This is a genomic window from Carnobacterium jeotgali MS3, from assembly GCF_000745125.1.
In the GTDB taxonomy this organism is placed as follows: Bacteria; Bacillota; Bacilli; order Lactobacillales; family Carnobacteriaceae; genus Carnobacterium_B; species Carnobacterium_B jeotgali.
Window position 1 is genome coordinate 505,501 of sequence record NZ_JQNF01000005.1, and the last position, 19,143, is coordinate 524,643.

Annotated in this window: 18 protein-coding genes; 16 read left to right on the plus strand and 2 right to left on the minus strand. The window is 35.1% G+C overall.

What is annotated here, in order from left to right:
• Window positions 1-35: 35 nt before the first annotated feature.
• The 10 genes from BP18_RS04905 (at window position 36) to BP18_RS04950 (ending at window position 7,717) form a co-directional block, all read left to right on the plus strand.
• The gene (locus BP18_RS04905; protein ID WP_029278083.1) at window positions 36-884 is read left to right on the plus strand and encodes an SGNH/GDSL hydrolase family protein; all 849 of its coding nucleotides are present in this window, start codon (window positions 36-38) and stop codon (window positions 882-884) included.
• Window positions 885-913: 29 nt separating this feature from the next.
• The gene (locus BP18_RS04910; RefSeq protein ID WP_007724393.1) at window positions 914-1,522 is read left to right on the plus strand and encodes a YpmS family protein; all 609 of its coding nucleotides are present in this window, start codon (window positions 914-916) and stop codon (window positions 1,520-1,522) included.
• A gap of 25 nt (window positions 1,523-1,547) precedes the next feature.
• On the plus strand, window positions 1,548-2,063 hold the full coding sequence (msrA, locus tag BP18_RS04915; protein ID WP_269319399.1) for a peptide-methionine (S)-S-oxide reductase MsrA: 516 nt from the start codon (window positions 1,548-1,550) through the stop codon (window positions 2,061-2,063).
• A 4-nt stretch (window positions 2,064-2,067) separates the two neighbouring features.
• Window positions 2,068-2,289 (plus strand): YozE family protein, encoded by a 222-nt coding sequence (locus tag BP18_RS04920; RefSeq protein ID WP_007724398.1) that lies wholly within the window; start codon window positions 2,068-2,070, stop codon window positions 2,287-2,289.
• 33 nt (window positions 2,290-2,322) lie between these two features.
• On the plus strand, window positions 2,323-3,030 hold the full coding sequence (deoD, locus tag BP18_RS04925; RefSeq protein WP_007724401.1) for a purine-nucleoside phosphorylase: 708 nt from the start codon (window positions 2,323-2,325) through the stop codon (window positions 3,028-3,030).
• Between the two features lie 103 nt (window positions 3,031-3,133).
• On the plus strand, window positions 3,134-4,624 hold the full coding sequence (locus tag BP18_RS04930; RefSeq protein WP_007724403.1) for a S41 family peptidase: 1,491 nt from the start codon (window positions 3,134-3,136) through the stop codon (window positions 4,622-4,624).
• A 159-nt stretch (window positions 4,625-4,783) separates the two neighbouring features.
• Window positions 4,784-5,329, plus strand: coding sequence for a signal peptidase I (gene lepB / locus BP18_RS04935; protein ID WP_029278087.1), 546 nt, complete (start codon window positions 4,784-4,786; stop codon window positions 5,327-5,329).
• Between the two features lie 23 nt (window positions 5,330-5,352).
• Entirely contained in the window at window positions 5,353-6,006 is a 654-nt protein-coding gene (gene lepB / locus BP18_RS04940) for a signal peptidase I (RefSeq protein ID WP_007724414.1), read from the plus strand.
• Between the two features lie 72 nt (window positions 6,007-6,078).
• Window positions 6,079-6,933, plus strand: coding sequence for a ribosome biogenesis GTPase YlqF (gene ylqF, locus BP18_RS04945; protein WP_007724417.1), 855 nt, complete (start codon window positions 6,079-6,081; stop codon window positions 6,931-6,933).
• A 10-nt stretch (window positions 6,934-6,943) separates the two neighbouring features.
• Window positions 6,944-7,717, plus strand: coding sequence for a ribonuclease HII (locus BP18_RS04950; RefSeq protein ID WP_007724421.1), 774 nt, complete (start codon window positions 6,944-6,946; stop codon window positions 7,715-7,717).
• Between the two features lie 61 nt (window positions 7,718-7,778).
• Here BP18_RS04950 and lexA read toward each other — a convergent pair whose 3' ends face one another.
• Entirely contained in the window at window positions 7,779-8,402 is a 624-nt protein-coding gene (gene lexA, locus BP18_RS04955; RefSeq protein WP_007724423.1) for a transcriptional repressor LexA, read from the minus strand.
• Window positions 8,403-8,565: 163 nt separating this feature from the next.
• On the opposite strand from lexA, the gene BP18_RS04960 reads away from it, so the two are divergent.
• From BP18_RS04960 to BP18_RS04980, 5 genes are all read left to right on the plus strand, one after another.
• A complete protein-coding gene (locus tag BP18_RS04960; RefSeq protein ID WP_007724425.1) occupies window positions 8,566-8,805 on the plus strand; it encodes a DUF896 family protein in 240 nt (79 codons plus the stop codon).
• A gap of 131 nt (window positions 8,806-8,936) precedes the next feature.
• Window positions 8,937-10,940, plus strand: a complete 2,004-nt coding sequence (gene tkt, locus BP18_RS04965) for a transketolase (RefSeq protein WP_029278089.1) — start codon at window positions 8,937-8,939, stop codon at window positions 10,938-10,940.
• Between the two features lie 162 nt (window positions 10,941-11,102).
• A complete protein-coding gene (locus BP18_RS04970) occupies window positions 11,103-11,339 on the plus strand; it encodes a YneF family protein (protein WP_007724429.1) in 237 nt (78 codons plus the stop codon).
• Between the two features lie 98 nt (window positions 11,340-11,437).
• A complete protein-coding gene (locus tag BP18_RS04975) occupies window positions 11,438-13,189 on the plus strand; it encodes an ABC transporter ATP-binding protein (RefSeq protein WP_007724432.1) in 1,752 nt (583 codons plus the stop codon).
• Window positions 13,189-14,970 (plus strand): ABC transporter ATP-binding protein, encoded by a 1,782-nt coding sequence (locus BP18_RS04980; RefSeq protein WP_007724435.1) that lies wholly within the window; start codon window positions 13,189-13,191, stop codon window positions 14,968-14,970. Before BP18_RS04975 ends, BP18_RS04980 begins: the two co-directional genes overlap by 1 nt.
• Before the next feature lie 43 nt (window positions 14,971-15,013).
• Here BP18_RS04980 and BP18_RS04985 read toward each other — a convergent pair whose 3' ends face one another.
• Window positions 15,014-15,634 (minus strand): lysophospholipid acyltransferase family protein, encoded by a 621-nt coding sequence (locus BP18_RS04985; protein WP_007724438.1) that lies wholly within the window; start codon window positions 15,632-15,634, stop codon window positions 15,014-15,016.
• Window positions 15,635-15,902: 268 nt separating this feature from the next.
• Here BP18_RS04985 and BP18_RS04990 point away from each other — a divergent pair, with 268 nt between their 5' ends.
• Window positions 15,903-19,130 (plus strand): DEAD/DEAH box helicase, encoded by a 3,228-nt coding sequence (locus BP18_RS04990; RefSeq protein ID WP_007724440.1) that lies wholly within the window; start codon window positions 15,903-15,905, stop codon window positions 19,128-19,130.
• Window positions 19,131-19,143: the final 13 nt, after the last annotated feature.

The window sequence follows — 19,143 nt, forward strand, 5'->3', positions numbered from 1 at the left end:
ATTTTCATATATCGACAAGTAGAGGAGTTTTTAACATGAAAAAAGGACGGTCAATTATCGGTATCTTCCTTTTTTTGATGATTGCTAGTCTTCTCGTTGTTGGTTTGCTAACCGTTTTATTTCAAAATAATTCAACTAACAACGAGGAAAAAAGCGAACTAAAAAAAGAGTCTCTTCATATCGTTGCAATTGGTGATTCTTTAACACAAGGTGTTGGAGATACTTCTAATAGTGGCGGATACGTTCCCATAGTAGCTGACTTATTAAAAGAAACGGATAATTATAAAGAGGTAACCACAAGCAATTATGGGAAAAGTGGCGATCGAAGTGACCAAATATTGGAACGTTTCTATGAAAGTGAGGACATCCAAGAGGATATTGCTTCTGCTGATATCGTTGTATTGACGGTAGGTGGAAATGATATTATCCAAACCTTAAAACAACATCTTTTAACGGTTACTAAAGAAAATTTCCTTATACCTGAAGCAACTTATAAGGAAAACCTAACCACTCTTTTATCGGCTTTTAAAAAAGTGAATCCTGAAGTTCAACTATATATCTTTGGCATTTACAATCCTTATTCTATTTACTTTCCTGAAATAACTGAAATGGAAACTATAGCAGGTGAATGGAATGAAACAACAAAGGAAGTAGTAAATGAAACTGAAAATGCGACCTTTCTTCCTATAGCTGACTTATTTAATCCGTCATTGAAACATGAGGAGAAAAAAGACGTATTGATAAACGAGGAAGAAGCTAAAGAACAGGCTAAAGAACAAGCAATCAGCAATCCTTATTTGTATGAAGAGGATTTATTTCATCCGAATGAAGCTGGATATCAGTTAATGAGTGAGGTCTTATTTCAAGCTATTGTAGCTGAATAAAAAGAAAACTTGTGGAGTAAGGAGTTTTTATGAGCATAAAAAGTAATGAGCAAAAGAGTAAATTAAATGGCTGGAAATGGGCTTTTCTTGTCCTGCTTTCAATCGTATTAGGAACATTATTTTGGTTTTTCACTCAAATGACTCCGGTTATTATTGGAGAGCCTAATCTAGAAACGCAAACTAGTAGTGATGAAGTGACGTTTCAAGTATCAACAAAGAAAGATGATATCAATCAATTGGTAGCTTCGTATCTTAAAGATGAAAAAATAGTAAAAGGTCCGGTCAATTATCAATTTAAATTGGAAGACCAGGCTCAATTAGTTGGCACCTTTCAATTATTTGGAAAGGATGTCCAATTCCAGCTTTCTTTAGAGCCATTTGTTATGGAAAATGGCAATCTGCAATTTAAAACAACAGGCCTTTCAATTGGAAAATTGAATTTGCCGATTTCCTTTGCCTTGAATCAAATTGAAAGTCAATTAAATATTCCAGATTGGGTAGCTATTGATAGTGAACAAGAAACACTTGTTTTTAATTTAAATGAGTTCACGCTAGATAGCGGTATCCATTTTTCGGTCGATAAGATTGATCTAGCCGAGAATGATATTCGAATCAATGTCTATGTGCCAACCAATTGATCTAATTTAAGAAAGGATGAGGTCTGTGAGAGATACTGCAATTTTTGCCGGAGGATGTTTTTGGTGTATGGTTTCGCCATTTGATGAACAGCCTGGAATTGAGAAAGTTGTTTCAGGCTATACAGGCGGACATACGGTTAATCCTACTTATGAAGAAGTTCTAGCCAAAACAACGGGACACACGGAAGCTGTTGAAATAACCTTTGATCCAACAATTATTTCATATGAAGAATTGGTCGAAATCTATTGGAATCAAACGGATCCAACAGATGCTATGGGTCAATTTCAAGATAGAGGAGATAATTACCGACCTGTTATCTTTGTACGAGATGAGAATCAAAGAAAAGTTGCTGAAAAATCCAAGCAACAGTTAAGCGAAAGCGGAAAATATAAAAAGCCAATTGTTACTGTAATTGAAGCCGTACAACCTTTTTATCCAGCTGAAGAATACCACCAAGAGTTTTATCAAAAAAATCCAGAAAAGTATGCTCAAGAAAAAAAAGAGCGTCTTGATTACCAGCAGGATAAAGAAAGGAATTAAGTTAATGCAACGTCCGTTTTATCATTATTTAATGACTGAAAGAGATCCATATAAAAAAGATGCTGTAACGTTATTTGCAAATGCCGTTTATTTAGATAATAGCTTTCCTAAACAATCAGAAGATTATCATGAAATTAGTCATTATTTGGAATTAAATGGTACTTACTTAGAAGAAATGACAACGTTTGATAAAGCATGGGAAATCTATTTGGATAAAGATAATTAAAAAAAACAACAAAACAACTAGGAGGAAATAATCATGAGTGTACACATTGAAGCTACAGAAGGACAAATCGCAGAAACGGTATTATTACCTGGAGATCCATTAAGAGCAAAATATATTGCAGAAACATTTTTAACAGATGTGGAACAGTATAACCGCGTAAGAAATATGTTTGGGTACACTGGAACCTATAAAGGCAGACGTGTTTCTGTCCAAGGAACAGGTATGGGAATACCTTCTATGATGATTTACGCTGAAGAATTAATAACAGGTTACAACGTGAAAAACTTAATCCGTGTAGGAACTGCTGGCGGAATGCAAAAAGATGTTAAAGTACGTGATGTTATTTTAGCGCAAGGTGCAACAACTGATTCAGCTGTTGTAAAAAATACATTTAATGATCAAGTACAATTTGCTCCGATTGCTGATTTTGATTTACTTAGAACAGCGTATGAAATTGCAACTGAACAAGGAATGAAAGTTAAAGTGGGGAATATTTTATCTGCTGATCGTTTCTACAATGCTGAACTAGATAAGAAGAAATTGGCAGATTATGGCGTACTAGCTACTGAAATGGAAGCGGCTGGTCTATACACGTTAGCAGCAAAATACAATCGTAGAGCGCTAGCTATTTTAACCATAAGCGACCATTTAATTACTGGAGAAGAAACTTCTTCAGATGAGCGTGAAAAAACCTTTAATGATATGATGATTGTAGCTCTAGAAACAGCGTTAAAATTCTAGTAAAAAGTGACCTTGTTTATTAAATTCTTAAAAGTAATGTAAGAAATAGACTAGAATGGTCGCGAATGTAGAGTCTAATTGAAAGTAGAGAGGAACCTTGCAAATGGAGAATGAACCAAAGAAATCACAAAAGCAAAAAGGAATCAAACCTTGGGCATATGGTGCTTCTCTCATAGTAGTTGCTGCACTTTCAATTGGTGGAACTGTTGCTGTTACAAACGCAAATGATGATAATGATGAAGTACAAAAAAATGTAAATTCCTCAGAATCCAGTGTTGCAGTAAATACAGAGGATTTTGAAAAAATCCAAGCTGTCTATGACACTTTAATGTCAGACTATTATCAAGGTGTAGAAGGGGAAACCTTGATTGAAGGTGCCATTACTGGTATGACTGAATCTGTGGGCGATCCGTACACACAATACCTCGATGTAGAAGAATCGTCTTCTTTAGATGAAAGTATTTCAGCATCCTTTGAAGGAATCGGTGCAGAAGTGATGAAACAAGGAGACAATGTTATGATTGTTTCTCCTATTGCAGGTTCACCAGCTGAAAAAGCAGGATTACAGCCGAACGATATTATTTTAAAAGCTGGTGATCAAGAATTAACCGGCATGAATTTAAATGAAGCTGTTTCACACATTCGTGGCGAAAAAGGTTCGGAAGTTGTTTTGTCTATTAGGCGTGGCGATTCTACCTTTGAAGTAACGTTAGTACGAGATACAATTCCGGTTGAAACCGTTGTTTATCAATTAGATGAAGAAAATCCAACAATTGGGTATATTTCCATTACGAGTTTTTCTTCACCAACTTATGATGATTTAGTAGCTGCGATAAAAGATTTGAGAAATCAAGGTGCAAAATCCTTTGTGTTCGATGTTCGTCAAAATCCAGGCGGTTTATTAAATGCGGGAATGTCAATTTCTAATCTGTTTTTAGAAAATGGCGATACTATTTTACAAACGCAAGAAAAAGATCAAGAGCCTGTCTCAATCGTCGCTGATAATGCGACAATGGGTGATTTTAAAGTTACTGAACCAGCTGTTTTATTAGTAGACGAAGGCAGCGCTAGTGCTTCAGAAATTCTAGCAGGTGCTGTTAATGAATCAGGAAATGTTAAACTAATTGGAACGAAAACGTTTGGTAAAGGGACAGTCCAAAATGTGGCTGCATTTAATGACAAAAGTGAGTTAAAAATAACGATTGCAAAATGGTTAACGCCAAGTGGAAAATGGATCAATGAAAAAGGCATCACGCCTACTATCGAAGTTGCTTTACCGGATTATGCGAATTTATTGATAATTGATGGATCAAAAACCTATCAATTGGGCGATGTTTCTGAGGAAGTTAAAAACCTAGAAAAAGTCCTTGATGCATTAGGTTATTCTGTAGATACTATTGATGGATACTTTGATGAAGCAACCCAAAAGGCTGTTAGTCAATTCCAAATCGATAAAAAGCTCCCTGTCGATGGTAAAGTGACAGGTGAAACGGCAACTCAACTCGTTGAATCGTTAAGAAAATTGATTGATGAAAATGATACTCAATATGAGGCAGCGATAAAAGAGTTGCAAGCCACTAAATCCAACGACTAATAAGCAATTGAGTTGTAAACAAAAACAGTTAAAACTTACTAGGGAAGAGAGGTAGGCGTTTTCTATCTCTCTTTCTTGGTCAGCACTGTGTTAAATAGATAGTTATTTGAAAAAAATTCTTGTATGATAGAATAAACAGATTGGTTTGGAGCGAAGGATATGGGGAAAAATTCGTGGAAGGAGTTTTCATGGAAGTGGTCTAAGGCGCTATTGTTAGCTGGATTGATCACTGTTTTATTGCGAAATTTCATCTTTATTCCTATGACTATTGAAGGTTCGTCTATGATACCTACCTTTCAACAGGACGATCAAATTATTGTCAAAACAATATATGATATAGAGAGATTTGATTTAGTTGTATTTCACGATTCTTCAAATCGGACTCTTGTAAAAAGAGTAATTGGTTTACCTGGAGAAAAAATCCAATATGAAAATGATCAGCTTTATGTAAATGATAAAAAATTCGAGGAAAAATTTCTAGATAATGATTTAGTGAATAACGCTGGCGGAATTTGGACATCTGATTTCACCTTAGAAGAATTGACTGGAACTCAAGTAGTACCAGAAGATGAGTATTTTGTATTAGGTGATAATCGTAGATCAAGTAATGACAGTCGGTATTTTGGAAGTATTCCAGTTGAGTCAATTGTTGGAGAAACTTCGTTTATTTATTATCCTTTTAATCGCATGAAGAACGTTCAATAAACAATGAAAGTAGGGAGAAGCTATTGAGTAAAATAAATTTTTCTGATGATCAAAATCAAACAGAAAGATCTTTCGAACCTAGAAAGTCACGTCATCTTTCTTCGAGTCAAAAACGTAAAGAAAAAAAAAGTCTTGGAAGTGAAATTTTAAGCACACTACTTTATTGTATAGTAGCGTTAATCATTTTTTTACTTATTCGGCATTTTTTGTTTGCTCCAGTAAGTGTAGATGGTGAATCGATGGTTCCTACTTTAGAAGATCACGATCGTTTGATTTTAAATAAAGTCTCTAATATAGACCGCTTTGATGTTGTTGTTTTTCCTGCTCCTGATGAGCCTGAGAAACAGTATATCAAAAGAATCATCGGTCTTCCGGGTGACACTATTCGTTATCAAGATGATGTTTTATATATTAATGATAAAGCAGTTGAAGAAGAGTATTTGCAAAGTTCGATTGAATCCTATGCTACAGGAGGCAACTTTACCGAAGACTTTTCATTAGCCTCTAAAACGGGTGAAGAGACGGTTCCTAAGGGCAGCTATTTTGTGATGGGGGATAATCGTATAAATTCAAAAGATAGTCGTTTTTTTGGATTCGTAGATGCAACTACTGTAAGTGGTACAGCTAATTTCCGGATTTGGCCACTTAAAGAGTTTGGCTCAATAGACGAAGAATAAAAAAGAAATGTAAAAAAAGAAGATGAAAAAATTGTTCTTTTTTGTGTGTAAATAGAAAGGTGAAAAAATAACATGACCATTCAATGGTTTCCAGGGCATATGGCCAAAGCAAGACGACAAGTAACCGAAAAAATTAAATTAGTAGATGTGATATTTGAACTCGTAGATGCAAGATTGCCTTTATCAAGCCGCAATCCCATTTTAGACGAGATAATAGGAGAAAAACCAAGAATCATTATTTTAAACAAAAGCGATTTAGCTGATCCTGTTCAAACAAAAAAATGGGTGGAGTACTTTAATGAACAAGGAATAGCTGCAGTCCCAATTGTTGCACAAGAAGGAAAAGGCATGAAGCAAGTTATGGAAAAAGCAAAAGAAATTTTGAAACCAAAATTTGACAGAAGAGCCGCTAAAGGAATCAAACCACGTGCTATCAGAGCAATGAGTATTGGAATTCCAAACGTTGGGAAGTCTACTTTAATCAATCGTTTTATTAAGAAAAATGTGGCAAAAACAGGAAATAAACCAGGTGTCACAAAAGCTCAACAATGGTTAAAATTGGGCAAAGAATTGGAATTACTGGATACTCCAGGTATTCTTTGGCCTAAGTTTGAAGATCCAGCTATTGGACAAAAACTTGCTTTAACAGGAGCAATCAAAGATACCATACTTCAACTAGATGATATCGCTATGTATGGAATAGAATTTATGCGAGAAAATTATCCGGAATCAATTTCAAAACGATACCGCTTAAGTGAAGAGGAAATGACATTAGCAATACCAGAGATGCTCATGCTTATTAGTGAGCGCAGAGGATTTCGTGATGACTATAGCCGTGCAGCTGAAATGGTAATTTTTGAAATAAGAAGTGGTAAAGTAGGACGATTTACATTAGATATTGCTCCGGTTTCTTTACCTAAAGAATAGAGGAACGCGTGTGGAAAAGCCTTTAAGTATTGCAGCAATCAAAGAATTATTGTCAACCATTTCCGATTCAACCGATGAGCGACTATCAGCAATTAGGAATGATTCCCGTAAAGGGGCTGCGAGTGCATACAAAGCATGGGAAAATAAGTTGAAGAAACAGCAATCTATTCTTGATAAACAAGAAGAAATGCTTCAAATTGAACGTTATTTTTGGGAACAAGGTACGCAATACATCGCTGGAATCGATGAAGTAGGAAGAGGACCACTAGCTGGACCTGTTGTGGCTGCTGCAGTGGTATTACCGAAAGATTTTGATGTGTTAGGTATAAATGATTCTAAGCAATTGTCTAGTGCAAAACGAGAAGCATTATTTGAACAGATCCAAGAAGCAGCAGTAGCTATTGGAATTGGTGTAAAAGATCATCATATAATCGATAAAGTAAATATTTACGAAGCAACTAAATTAGCCATGATTGAAGCCATACAACAATTGCCTGTACAACCAGAACAATTATTGATTGATGCTATGCATTTACCAGTTAGTATACCGCAAGAAAGTTTCATCAAAGGGGACGCCAAAAGTATATCTATTGCTGCGGCAAGTATTATTGCTAAAGTAACAAGAGATAGAATGATGGCTGATTATGATGATTTATATCCAGGCTATGGTTTTGCTAAAAATGCTGGTTATGGAACTAAAGTACATTTAGAAGGATTAGAAAAACAAGGAGCATGTCCAATTCATAGAAAAACATTTGCTCCTGTAAAAAACGTACTAAAATAGGTACCGCGATATAGCCTAAAAAAACGAATGAATAGGAAACTATTCATTCGTTTTTTTTATATTATTGGATATGGCTACGGTATAAGCCAATAACTTTACCTAAAATAGTTAATTCATTAAGTAGGATAGGACTCATTGTATCATTTTCAGGTTGTAATCGATAATGATCTTCTTCTTTATAAAATCTTTTACACGTTGCCTCATCATCAACAGTCATAGCAATGACAATGTCGCCATTATTAGCGGTTCCTTGTTTGCGAATAATAACTTCATCACCATCAAAAATACCAGCATTAATCATGCTTTCTCCGCGAATAGTCAACATGAATAACGATTCATTTTCAAATTGTAAATTTGGAGGAAGAGGGAAATAATCGGTAGCTTCTTCTACTGCTAAGATAGGCTCTCCAGCTGTAACGGTTCCTAATAAAGGAATTTTGTCTAATGCAATCCCTAATTTTGTTAATCCTAAAGCTGTTAATTCAATGGCACGTGGTTTACTAGGATCCCGTTGGATATATCCATTTTTTTCTAAGCGGGAAAGATGTCCATGTACTGTTGATGTAGAAGATAAAGAAACGGCTGTTCCAATTTCTCTAACAGTTGGAGGATAACCCTTCAATTTAACTTGATTGTATATATATTGCAAAACTTCAACTTGTCTTGATTCCGGATTTTTACTCATAATAGATATAAACACCTCGTTTCTTTTTTTATCATTCTAAGATTACCATATATAGCACAACAAATCAAACAAACGTTCGTAGATAAAGAGGATAAAAGAGTGATTTTATCAAAGAAGTTTGTTATAGTTGAACCAGAAATAAAAAAAATGCTGGAGTGATTAAATGTTACCAAAAGAGCAGATGGAAAGAATAAACGTTTTAGCGAATAAAGCAAAGACCAAAGGATTGACCATACAAGAACAAGTAGAACAAAAAAAATTAAGAGACGCTTATATTGAAGCATTCCGAGGTGGAATGAGAAAAACAATTGAAGGTGTTAAAATAGTAGATGAAGAAGGTACGGATGTTACGCCTGATAAATTGAAAGACATCCAAAAAGAGAAAGGCCTTCATGGCAGATAAAAAGGTTTGTTCATAAATGGGATAAGCATTAGATTCTCCCATTTATGAACATTCTGTTCGTGAAAGCGTTGCACTTAAAGCGGAATAATAGTAAACTAATAGAGTACTAATAGAGAGTTCAAATCGAAAGGATGATTTTTTTGTTTGATAACACAGACCAGTTAGCAGTAAATACAATTAGAACACTAAGTATGGATGGTATACAAAAAGCCAATTCCGGACACCCAGGCTTACCTATGGGGGCTGCTCCAATGGCTTACGCATTGTGGACTAAACAATTAAAAGTAAATCCAAAAAACTCAAAATGGTTTGACCGTGACCGTTTTGTCTTATCAGCTGGACATGGTTCAATGTTATTATACAGCTTGTTACATTTAGCTGGATATGACGTTAAAATCGATGATTTAAAACAATTCCGTCAATGGGATAGTAAAACACCTGGACATCCAGAGGTTAACCATACTGATGGAGTAGAAGCAACTACTGGTCCTCTAGGACAAGGTATTGCAAATGGTGTAGGTATGGCTATGGCAGAAGCTCATTTAGCTGCTACTTATAATAAAGAGAGCCACACAATTGTTGATCATTTCACGTATGCTTTATGTGGAGATGGCGATTTAATGGAAGGTGTTTCAGCTGAAGCAGCAAGTTTAGCTGCTCATTTAGAACTTGGAAAATTAGTAGTTCTTTATGATTCAAATGATATCTCTTTAGATGGACCAACTTCAAAAGCGTTCACTGAAAATGTTGGACAACGTTTTGAAGCTTACGGTTGGCAACATATTCTTGTAAAAGATGGCAATGATTTAGAAGAAATCAACGCAGCAATTGAAGCTGCAAAAGCTGAAACGAAAAAACCTACTTTGATTGAAGTTAAAACAATTATTGGTTTTGGAGCTCCTAATGCCGGAACACACAAAGTTCATGGTGCACCACTTGGAGCAGAAGGAATTGAAGCTGCTAAAAAAGCTTATGGATGGGAAGGCGAAGATTTCTTTGTTCCTACCGAAGTAGCAGAACGTTTTAAAGAAACTATGGTAGATAAAGGAGCAAAAGCTGAAGAAGAGTGGAAAGCTGCATTTGAAGCATACCGCACTGAATATCCAGAACTAGCTAAACAGTTTGAAATGGCATTAAGCAATGAATTGCCAACAGATTGGGATGCTGAATTGCCAACTTATAATGTTGAAGATGATGCATTAGCTTCTCGTGTAACCGGTAGCCAAGCTCTAAATGCGATTGCAAAAAAAGTTCCATATTTCTGGGGCGGTTCTGCTGACTTATCTTCATCTAATAACACGATGATCGCAGATGTAAAAGATTTCCAAGCTGGTCAATATGATGGCAGAAACATCTGGTTTGGTGTTCGTGAATTTGGTATGACAGCTGCTATGAATGGAATTGCCTTGCATGGCGGTTCTAGAGTATATGGCGGTACTTTCTTCGTATTTACGGATTACTTGCGTGCGGCTGTTCGTTTAGCAGCTATTTCAAAACTCCCAGTAACATATGTATTTACACATGATTCTGTTGCTGTTGGGGAAGATGGACCAACGCATGAACCTGTTGAACAACTTTCTAGTTTACGTGGCATGCCTAATTTATCAATCTTACGTCCAGCAGACGGCAATGAAGTTGTTGCTGCATGGGAGTTAGCGTTGACTTCAACAGATCACCCTACAATGTTGGTATTGTCTCGTCAAAACTTACCTGTATTGCCTGGAACTAAAGAAGGGGCACGTACAAATGTTGCTAAAGGAGCTTATGTTATTTCAGCTCAAGCTGGTGAAAAACCAGAAGGGATTTTATTAGCATCTGGATCAGAAGTTGCATTAGCTATTGAAGCTCAAAAAGTTTTGAAAGAAAATGGAACAGATGTTTCAGTTGTTTCAGTACCAAGTTTTGATCTATTCGACAAACAAGATGCTGCCTATAAAGAAAGTGTCTTACCAAATGATGTACGAAAACGTGTATCTATTGAAATGGGTGCTACTTTCGGTTGGGAACGTTATGTTGGTTTAGATGGTGCTACAATCGGTATCGACAAATACGGTGCAAGTGCACCTGGTGCAACTGTTATTGAAAATTATGGTTTCACGGTAGAAAATGTTGTAGAAACATTCAATAACTTATAATATATGGCCATGTAAGTTGGTATTTTCACTTACATGGCTTTCTTTTGTGCAAATTTGTCATGAAATATGACTTTTTAGCTTCATAAATAGAATTTTAGTTTATTTTTTTACTATTATTTAGTACAATTAAGACTTGAGAGGTTTGAAAGGAGTGAATCAAAAATGAATTTAGGTCTTGCTATCTTTTTAATTATTTTAGCTTTGGTTGGTGGAGCTGTCGGTGGATTCTTTATTGCTAGAAGATACATGATGGATTATTTCAAAAAAAATCCACCAGTTGACGAAAACATGTTGCGTATGTTAATGATGCAAATGGGACAAAAACCATCAGAAAAGAAAATTAAACAAATGATGTCGTCAATGAAAACACAAACAACAAAAACGACTAAAAAAAAATAAGTGCATAAACTGGCTTATTAGAATGAATTGCGAACAGATTGTTATCTGTTCGCGTTTTTTTATTTTAATTAAGAATAAATAAAAGGTGGGGGAATAAGATGGGGATCTATAAAAAATTAGGTTGGTTTTTTAAACAAGAGAAAAAAGCATACGTGACAGGTGTTTTATTTTTATTTCTTGTAGCGATCATTCAATTAGTGCCTCCTAGAATAATAGGGATCATTGTAGATGAAGTTGCTCAAGGAACGTTAACGCTAACTAAGTTAGTTCAATGGCTAAGTCTATTAGGCATTGCTGCACTCGCTACTTATTTGTTTCGTTATATTTGGCGTGTGAATATTTGGGGAACCTCTGCAAAGTTAGAACGGATACTTAGAACACGGTTATTTAATCACTTCACTGAAATGGATAACAGCTTTTTTCAAAAGTATCGCACAGGAGATTTAATGGCTCATGCAACAAATGATTTAACAGCTGTTCGGAACGTTGCCGGTGGAGGGATATTGACCTTAGCTGATTCAATCATTACAGGCGGTACTACGATTATTGCGATGGCTTTAGTTGTTGACTGGAGATTGACGTTGATTGCTTTAATTCCACTCCCGTTGTTGGCTATAGCTTCACGCGTTTTAGGTTCTAAGTTACATGAACGGTTTAGAGGAGCGCAAGCAGCTTTTTCTAATATGAATGATAAAGCTCAAGAGAGTATTTCAGGAATGAAAGTGATAAAAACATTTGGTCAAGAAGATGAAGATGTTGAGGAGTTCAGTAATAAAACAAAACAAGTGGTTACTGAAAACAAAAAAGTGTATAAAATCGACTCTTTATTTGATCCTACGATTACTTTTATAATGGGAATTTCATACGTATTAACCATCGTAATGGGTGGAATCTATATCAATTCAGGTGTTATCTCGATTGGTGAATTGGTTTCTTTTATTAATTACATCGCTATGCTTGTATGGCCAATGTTTGCAATTGGACGTTTATTTAATATATTGGAACGTGGAAGTGCAAGTTATGACCGTGTTGAGAAATTACTTTTAGAGAAATCTAAAATTGTTGAAAGACCTGCTGCTTTAACTAAAGCAATTAAAGGAAATATTCATTATTCGGTTGAGAAATTCTCTTATCCTAAATCAACTGTTTTAGCGCTTAAAGAAGTTCACTTTGAATTGAAACGTGGACAAACATTAGGTGTAGTAGGAAAAACAGGAGCAGGGAAAACGAGTATCTTTAGGTTGCTACTAAGAGAATATGACCGTTATCACGGACGTATTTTGTACGGAAATGAAGATATAAGAAATTATACTTTAGATGCTTTGTTGCAGCATATTGGATACGTACCTCAAGATCAATTCTTATTCTCAACAAGTATCAAAGAGAATATTCGCTTTGCAGATCCAGATTTGTCACAAGAAGAAGTTGAAAAAGCCGCAGAACTAACGGCAATTCATACCGACGTCATGGAAATGCCTGATGCGTATAATACCGTAGTTGGTGAACGCGGGGTTTCTTTATCTGGAGGTCAAAAACAGCGGATTGCAATTGCTCGTGCCTTAATTATTAAACCAGAATTATTGATTTTAGATGATGCCTTATCAGCGGTTGATGCTAAAACCGAAGAAAAGATATTATCTGCATTGAAAAAAGAGCGTTCTGAACAAACGACGATTATTGCTGCGCATCGAATTAGTAGTGTGATGCATGCAGATGAAATTATTGTGATTGATAATGGAGAAGTGATTGAAAGAGGAACGCATATTGATTTGCTGCTTCAAAATGGATGGTACAAAGAAATGTTTGACAGTCAACAACTTGAAAGAAAAATTGAAGGAGGTGCAGACTAATGGAACAGGAATCAGTGTGGTCAAAATCATTTACAACTAAAGAACAAATGACAATTTTAAAACGGATCATTAAGTTTGCTTCACCTTTTAAACTTCAATTTTCAGTTGGTATCCTATTTGGCGTTTTATTAGCCGTTACAAACATTCTTTTGCCAAGGATTCTTCAAGTTTTTATTGATGAGTATTTAGCAAAAGGAACGGCTACAAACCGAGTTATCGGTCTGTTTGCCTTACTTTATTTTGGTATGACGTTAGTAAAAATTATTTTTTGGTATCTGAACTTGTATCTCTATAATATGGCTTCTGAGAAGACTGTTGAAAACATCAGAAATGCGATCTTTAAAAAGCTACACACGTTAGGTATGCGTTTTTTTGATCAAACTCCTGCTGGTTCAATCGTTACGAGAGTGACAAATGATACAGAAACGATTAAAGAATTTTGGTCAGTATTTCTTACGATCCTACAAGGGATATTAGCTGTAACAACATCGCTTTTCGCTATGTTGTTATTAGATGTTAAGATTTCTCTTTGGATTGTTGCGTTGATTCCAGTGTTAGGAGTCGTTATTTGGTATTATCAAAAATATAGTTCTCGCTTGTATCGTAACATGAGAGAAAAATTAAGCCTGCTAAATTCAAAATTAGCAGAATCGGTTAATGGTATGAGTATTATTCAACAGTTCCGTCAAGAAAAAAGGTTGCAAAAAGAATTTGACGAAACCAATATGGACTATTACAAATTACGTTATGCCATGGTAAAAACGAATTCCATTTTACTGAGTCCAGTAATTGACTTTTTATACACGTTCTCTTTAATTATGATTTTGGGTTTCTTTGGATATGAGTCATTGAATGGTCCCGTTAGTGTTGGTGTGATTTATGCATTCACTTCTTATGCTCGTAATTTCTTTAATCCTATGACAAGCATGATGGATAGTTTAAGTATTTTTCAAGATGGAATTGTTTCTAGCAGCCGTGTTTTAGATGTGTTAGATAATGAAGAATACACACCGCAACAAAATGAGACGGCTGAAGCTAAAATTCAAGATGCTAAGATTGAATTTAGAAACGTGAGCTTTTCTTATGATGGAAAACACACTGTTTTAAATAATATTTCTTTCACTGCATTTCCAGGTCAAACGGTTGCTCTAGTTGGACACACTGGAAGTGGGAAAAGTTCTATTATCAATGTGATGATGCGTTTTTATGAATTCAATGAAGGAGAGATTTTGATTGATGATATTCCAATCAAAAACTATCGGATAGATGAATTAAGAAAGAAAATGGGATTAGTTTTACAAGATTCCTTTTTATTTTATGGGACAATCAAAGACAATATTCGTTTGAAAGATCCTTCTATCACAGATTTTCAAATAGAAGAAGCGGCTCGATTTGTTCAAGCGGATACTTTTATTGAAAAATTACCGAATCAATACGATTCTAAAGTGATTGAACGAGGAGCAAGTTATTCAACAGGACAAAAACAATTGATTTCTTTCGCGAGTACAATTGTGACAGATCCTAAAATTCTGATATTAGATGAAGCAACGGCAAATATAGATACAGAAACCGAAGCTTTGATTCAAGAGGGTCTGAAAAAAATGCGCAAAGGGCGAACAACGTTAGCTATTGCCCATCGTTTATCTACGATTCGCGATGCAGATTTAATACTTGTATTGGATCATGGTAAAATCGTCGAACGTGGTACACATGATCAGCTGATTCAACAAAATGGTATCTACTTTGATATGTATCAATTGCAAAATAATGGTATCCACTAAAAAAACAAAAAAAAGAAAAGTCAGCGACTTTTCTTTTTTTTGTTTATTTTTTGTACTCATATTTAAATGTAGGGTCTATCTCTAAGTCCAATTGATCAAAAGCTTGTTGGATTTGTTCGTCAATCAATTTCAAGTTTTCTTTTGTTAGTTTAACTGTGCGATCGATAATAATCGGATCTCCAAAACGAACGGTCACTTTTTTTCTTTTTAAAATCCCGCCTAATTTCAATGGTCCTTGATAAACAGCTGGAATAATGGGTACGCCGCTTAGTTTAGCAATCGTAGCTGCGCCTCCTTTTATTTCGTTTGAATGTCTGGTTCCAGTAGGGAAAATCATTAGACTTAAATCGCCTTTTTTTAAGATTTTTACAGGCGTTTTAATCGCGCTAGGTCCTGGATTAGCACGATCTACAGGAAAGGCGTTGGCATGTCTAATGATCCAACTAAGAATGGGATTTTTGAATAATTCTTTTTTTGCCATAAAAGTAAACGGTTTAGGACTAGCAGCTAAAGCTAGATAAACAGGATCAATATACGTTCTATGTGGTGCAACTAATATATAAGATGAATCAGTGGGGAGTTTGTCGCGGTTTTCATAATGAGCATTGCCATTTAGGATCGCTAATAAAAAGCGTAAAGTGGCTCTTAATAGTCTATAAAACAAAATAATTCAACCTCTTTTTCATTCAATTTTCTAGTGCATTTTTATACTAATAGTATGATTCATAACCCATATTTTAGCAAGTTATTTTTGAGTTACCCCATTTGGAATGAAGATTCAAAGAATTTTATGATAAAAACAAGCTGAAATCCTATAGTAGTAAAAGAAAAAATTTTCTTTTTTAGCCATAATGACGTACAATAGAGAGATAGAAAAAAACGTGCTTGAAAACAATTATTTTATGAAAAGCAAGAAAGTAGGGGAATGTTGAATGAAATGGAGTATACCAGAACGCGTTATTGAGCAGGGAAGACAATATGTTGCAGAGAAACGCGTCCTTTCAGTCAACTCGTTTTTAGATAAGAAAATATGGTCTGCAGAAGTTATGGGAAGCGACATTTTTCATGTTGAGTTAGATGGTTCTACAAAAGAGGATGATTTTTGTGAATGTCTATATTGGAAAAACCATGGCTATTGTAAACATACAGTTGCTGTTGAGTTGGAATTGAGAGATAGAAAAATTAGTCGGGTTATGACAGCCGAAAATGCTAAACAAGTCGCTGTGGATTCTCCAAATCCAGGTCAAGAGTTAACGGAGTCCTTTACTCGGATATTTTTAAATGAAAACAGAAAAAAAACAACGGTAACCAAACAAAAACAATCATTAAAATTAGAATATAGAATTGAAATCAAACCAATGACAACTGCGCTCATAAGATCTTCATTTGATGTGCTTGCTCTTAGCCTTAAAGCTGGAACAGATAAAATGTATATTGTAAAAGATTTACCGTTATTTTTAGAAAGTTTTATAAAAAAAGAAACTGTTGAATTGAAATCAGGTCAGGAAATTAATTTCAAAGATATTTCTATTGAACAAGAAGATAGTGAGATTTTAGCGAATTTGTATAAGCAACAGAGATCGATTCAATTAATTTCGGGCGAACACAAAGATGCTAAATCACTCTTAGCCAATAGCCGGTTCTTGATTTTAATGACCGCTTTAGCCGAAGCAACTATTCAAGATTTGCAAGATAGCGGAAATTTAAACTTTATTACAAAAACAAACACCTATAAGACGATGATGTTTGTGGAAGAAAAAATGCCTTTTTCTTTTGACATCTCTCAAAAAAATAGTACGGTCACTTTATCTATCACAGGGCTAGCAGATAGTCATTTAAAAGAATACGATTGGTTTGTGTCTGATAACGTTGTTTTCCAACCATCGCTAGAACAAATGCGTGCGTATCGTCCGTTGCAACAGTTTTTGCAACGGTATGAAGGCGATAATATCATTATAGAATCTGCTGATATGCCTGATTTCACTGCTTACGTTATGCCGTTACTCGTGAAGATAGGAACGGTCTCTATAGATGATCAATTGAAAGACTCTTTTGTACAAGAGCCCTTATTAACAGCTGTCTATTTTGAATACCGTAATGAAGCGGTACATGCTACCGTAGAGTTTAATTACAAACATATGATTTTATCTACAGATCCTACTAAAAATCAATTGCCAGAAGAAGGCGTCCAGATTATTAGAGATAGTGAAAAAGAAATGAAAATCATCAATCAATTAATCGGATTTGATTACCACCGAACTGAAACAAGTTATACGAAACGAATGGTTCGTGATGATGACTTTTATGCATTGTTTACGAAAGAAATTCCAACATTAGAACTGGATGCTACTGTTTATGTAGATGATTTATTGGACAGTATGTTTTTGAACCAAATAGATCCAGAAACCATTATTGATCTACAAAACGAAGGATCGTTTTTAGATGTTCGTTTCGATATCAAAGGAATCACACCTGAAGAAGTTGATGATGTGTTGAAAAGTTTAATCGAAAAGAGAGCTTTTCATAAATTTGATAATGGAACGATTCTTTCCTTGGAGTCAGAAAGTTTCAGACAAGTCAGTGATGTGTTAAATGAGTTGAGAGTCACTAAGAAATTTCAAAATGGTGGAGTTCAATTGCCTAGCTATCGCGGACTTGAATTAAATGAAAAATTTTCAATGGATGAAAAAACTAAAGGAACCGTATCAAAGAAATTCAAGAATTTGATTCATGATTTGAACTTTCCAGAAGAATTTGAAGTTGATGTACCTAAATCGTTAAAAGCAGAGTTAAGACCGTATCAAAAAACAGGTTTCCAATGGTTGAAGATGTTGTCTAAATATGGATTTGGCGGTATTTTAGCGGATGATATGGGACTTGGGAAAACGATTCAAGTCATTACGTATATGTTGTCGGAAATAGAAGAAAAGGGCCAGAATGATCCTTTCCTAATTGTCGCTCCAGCGTCATTAATCTACAATTGGCACTTTGAAATTGAAAAATTTGCGCCTTCGATTGAAAGCATTGTCGTTTCAGGCACAGCTGAAGAAAGAATGCAGTTAATTGAAAATGTTAAACCAAACCAAGTATTGATTACGTCTTATCCTAGTTTTAGACAAGATGTCGTTCATTATAAGCAGTCTCCTTTTAGTACGTTGATTTTAGATGAGTCGCAAATGGTGAAAAATCATAATACCAAGACTTCTCAAGCGCTAAGAGACCTGACGATTAAAAAACGATTTGCGTTGAGTGGAACGCCGATAGAAAATAAAATAGAAGAATTATGGGCTATTTTCCAACTAATCATGCCTGGATTTTTCCCTTCAGTCAAAAAATTCAAAACACTTCCAAATGAACAAATTGCTAAAATGATTCGTCCGTTTGTATTAAGACGAATTAAGAAAGATGTTTTAAAAGAATTGCCTGATAAAATTGAAACGAATCTATACAGCCAAATGACTAAAGAACAAAAAACGGTCTACCTTGCTTACTTACAAAGAATTCAAGAAAGTGTCAATAGCATGAATGGAGCCGAATTTAAAAAGAACCGTATCGAGATTTTAGCTGGCTTGACACGTCTAAGACAGATTTGTTGTGATCCTAAATTATTCATAGATGATTATGAAGGCGACTCAGGAAAACTGGAGCAATTAAAAGAAACAGTTCAAACTGCAAGAGAAAATGGCAGACGCATCTTGATTTTTTCTCAATTCACGTCAATGCTTGCTATCATTGAAAAAGAATTAGCGCAACAAAGTGTTGAAACATTCTATTTAAGCGGTCAAACGAAACCGAAAGAACGAATTGAAATGGTTAATCGATTTAACGCAGGAGAAAAAGAAGTCTTTCTTATTTCGCTTAAGGCTGGTGGGACTGGTCTAAATCTTACGGGTGCAGACATGGTTATCCTTTATGATTTATGGTGGAATCCGGCAGTTGAAGAACAAGCAGCAGGTAGAGCACATAGAATTGGACAGAAAAAAGTTGTTCAAGTATTGCGCTTAATTGCAGAAGGAACCATTGAAGAAAAAATCGACCAATTGCAACAAGAGAAAAAAGCCTTGTTTGATCAAATTATTACTGAAGATGGCTCTATCCAAAGAGAAGGAAGTCAATTATCAGAAGATGACATTCGTGAGATTTTGAGTATAGGAATGTAATAAGGAATAAAAA

Excerpts from the sequence above, each read along its gene's own strand:
- BP18_RS04980 (WP_007724435.1), top strand. The coding sequence starts at position 13,189 with ATGGAACAGGAATCAGTGTGGTCAAAATCATTTACAACTAAAGAACAA.
- deoD (WP_007724401.1), top strand. The coding sequence starts at position 2,323 with ATGAGTGTACACATTGAAGCTACAGAAGGACAAATCGCAGAAACGGTA.
- BP18_RS04970 (WP_007724429.1), top strand. The coding sequence starts at position 11,103 with ATGAATTTAGGTCTTGCTATCTTTTTAATTATTTTAGCTTTGGTTGGT.
- BP18_RS04910 (WP_007724393.1), top strand. The coding sequence starts at position 914 with ATGAGCATAAAAAGTAATGAGCAAAAGAGTAAATTAAATGGCTGGAAA.
- BP18_RS04920 (WP_007724398.1), top strand. The coding sequence starts at position 2,068 with ATGCAACGTCCGTTTTATCATTATTTAATGACTGAAAGAGATCCATAT.
- lexA (WP_007724423.1), bottom strand. The coding sequence starts at position 8,402 with ATGAGTAAAAATCCGGAATCAAGACAAGTTGAAGTTTTGCAATATATA.
- lepB (WP_029278087.1), top strand. The coding sequence starts at position 4,784 with ATGGGGAAAAATTCGTGGAAGGAGTTTTCATGGAAGTGGTCTAAGGCG.
- ylqF (WP_007724417.1), top strand. The coding sequence starts at position 6,079 with ATGACCATTCAATGGTTTCCAGGGCATATGGCCAAAGCAAGACGACAA.
- BP18_RS04975 (WP_007724432.1), top strand. The coding sequence starts at position 11,438 with ATGGGGATCTATAAAAAATTAGGTTGGTTTTTTAAACAAGAGAAAAAA.
- BP18_RS04905 (WP_029278083.1), top strand. The coding sequence starts at position 36 with ATGAAAAAAGGACGGTCAATTATCGGTATCTTCCTTTTTTTGATGATT.
- tkt (WP_029278089.1), top strand. The coding sequence starts at position 8,937 with ATGATTTTTTTGTTTGATAACACAGACCAGTTAGCAGTAAATACAATT.
- BP18_RS04960 (WP_007724425.1), top strand. The coding sequence starts at position 8,566 with ATGTTACCAAAAGAGCAGATGGAAAGAATAAACGTTTTAGCGAATAAA.
- BP18_RS04990 (WP_007724440.1), top strand. The coding sequence starts at position 15,903 with ATGAAATGGAGTATACCAGAACGCGTTATTGAGCAGGGAAGACAATAT.
- BP18_RS04930 (WP_007724403.1), top strand. The coding sequence starts at position 3,134 with ATGGAGAATGAACCAAAGAAATCACAAAAGCAAAAAGGAATCAAACCT.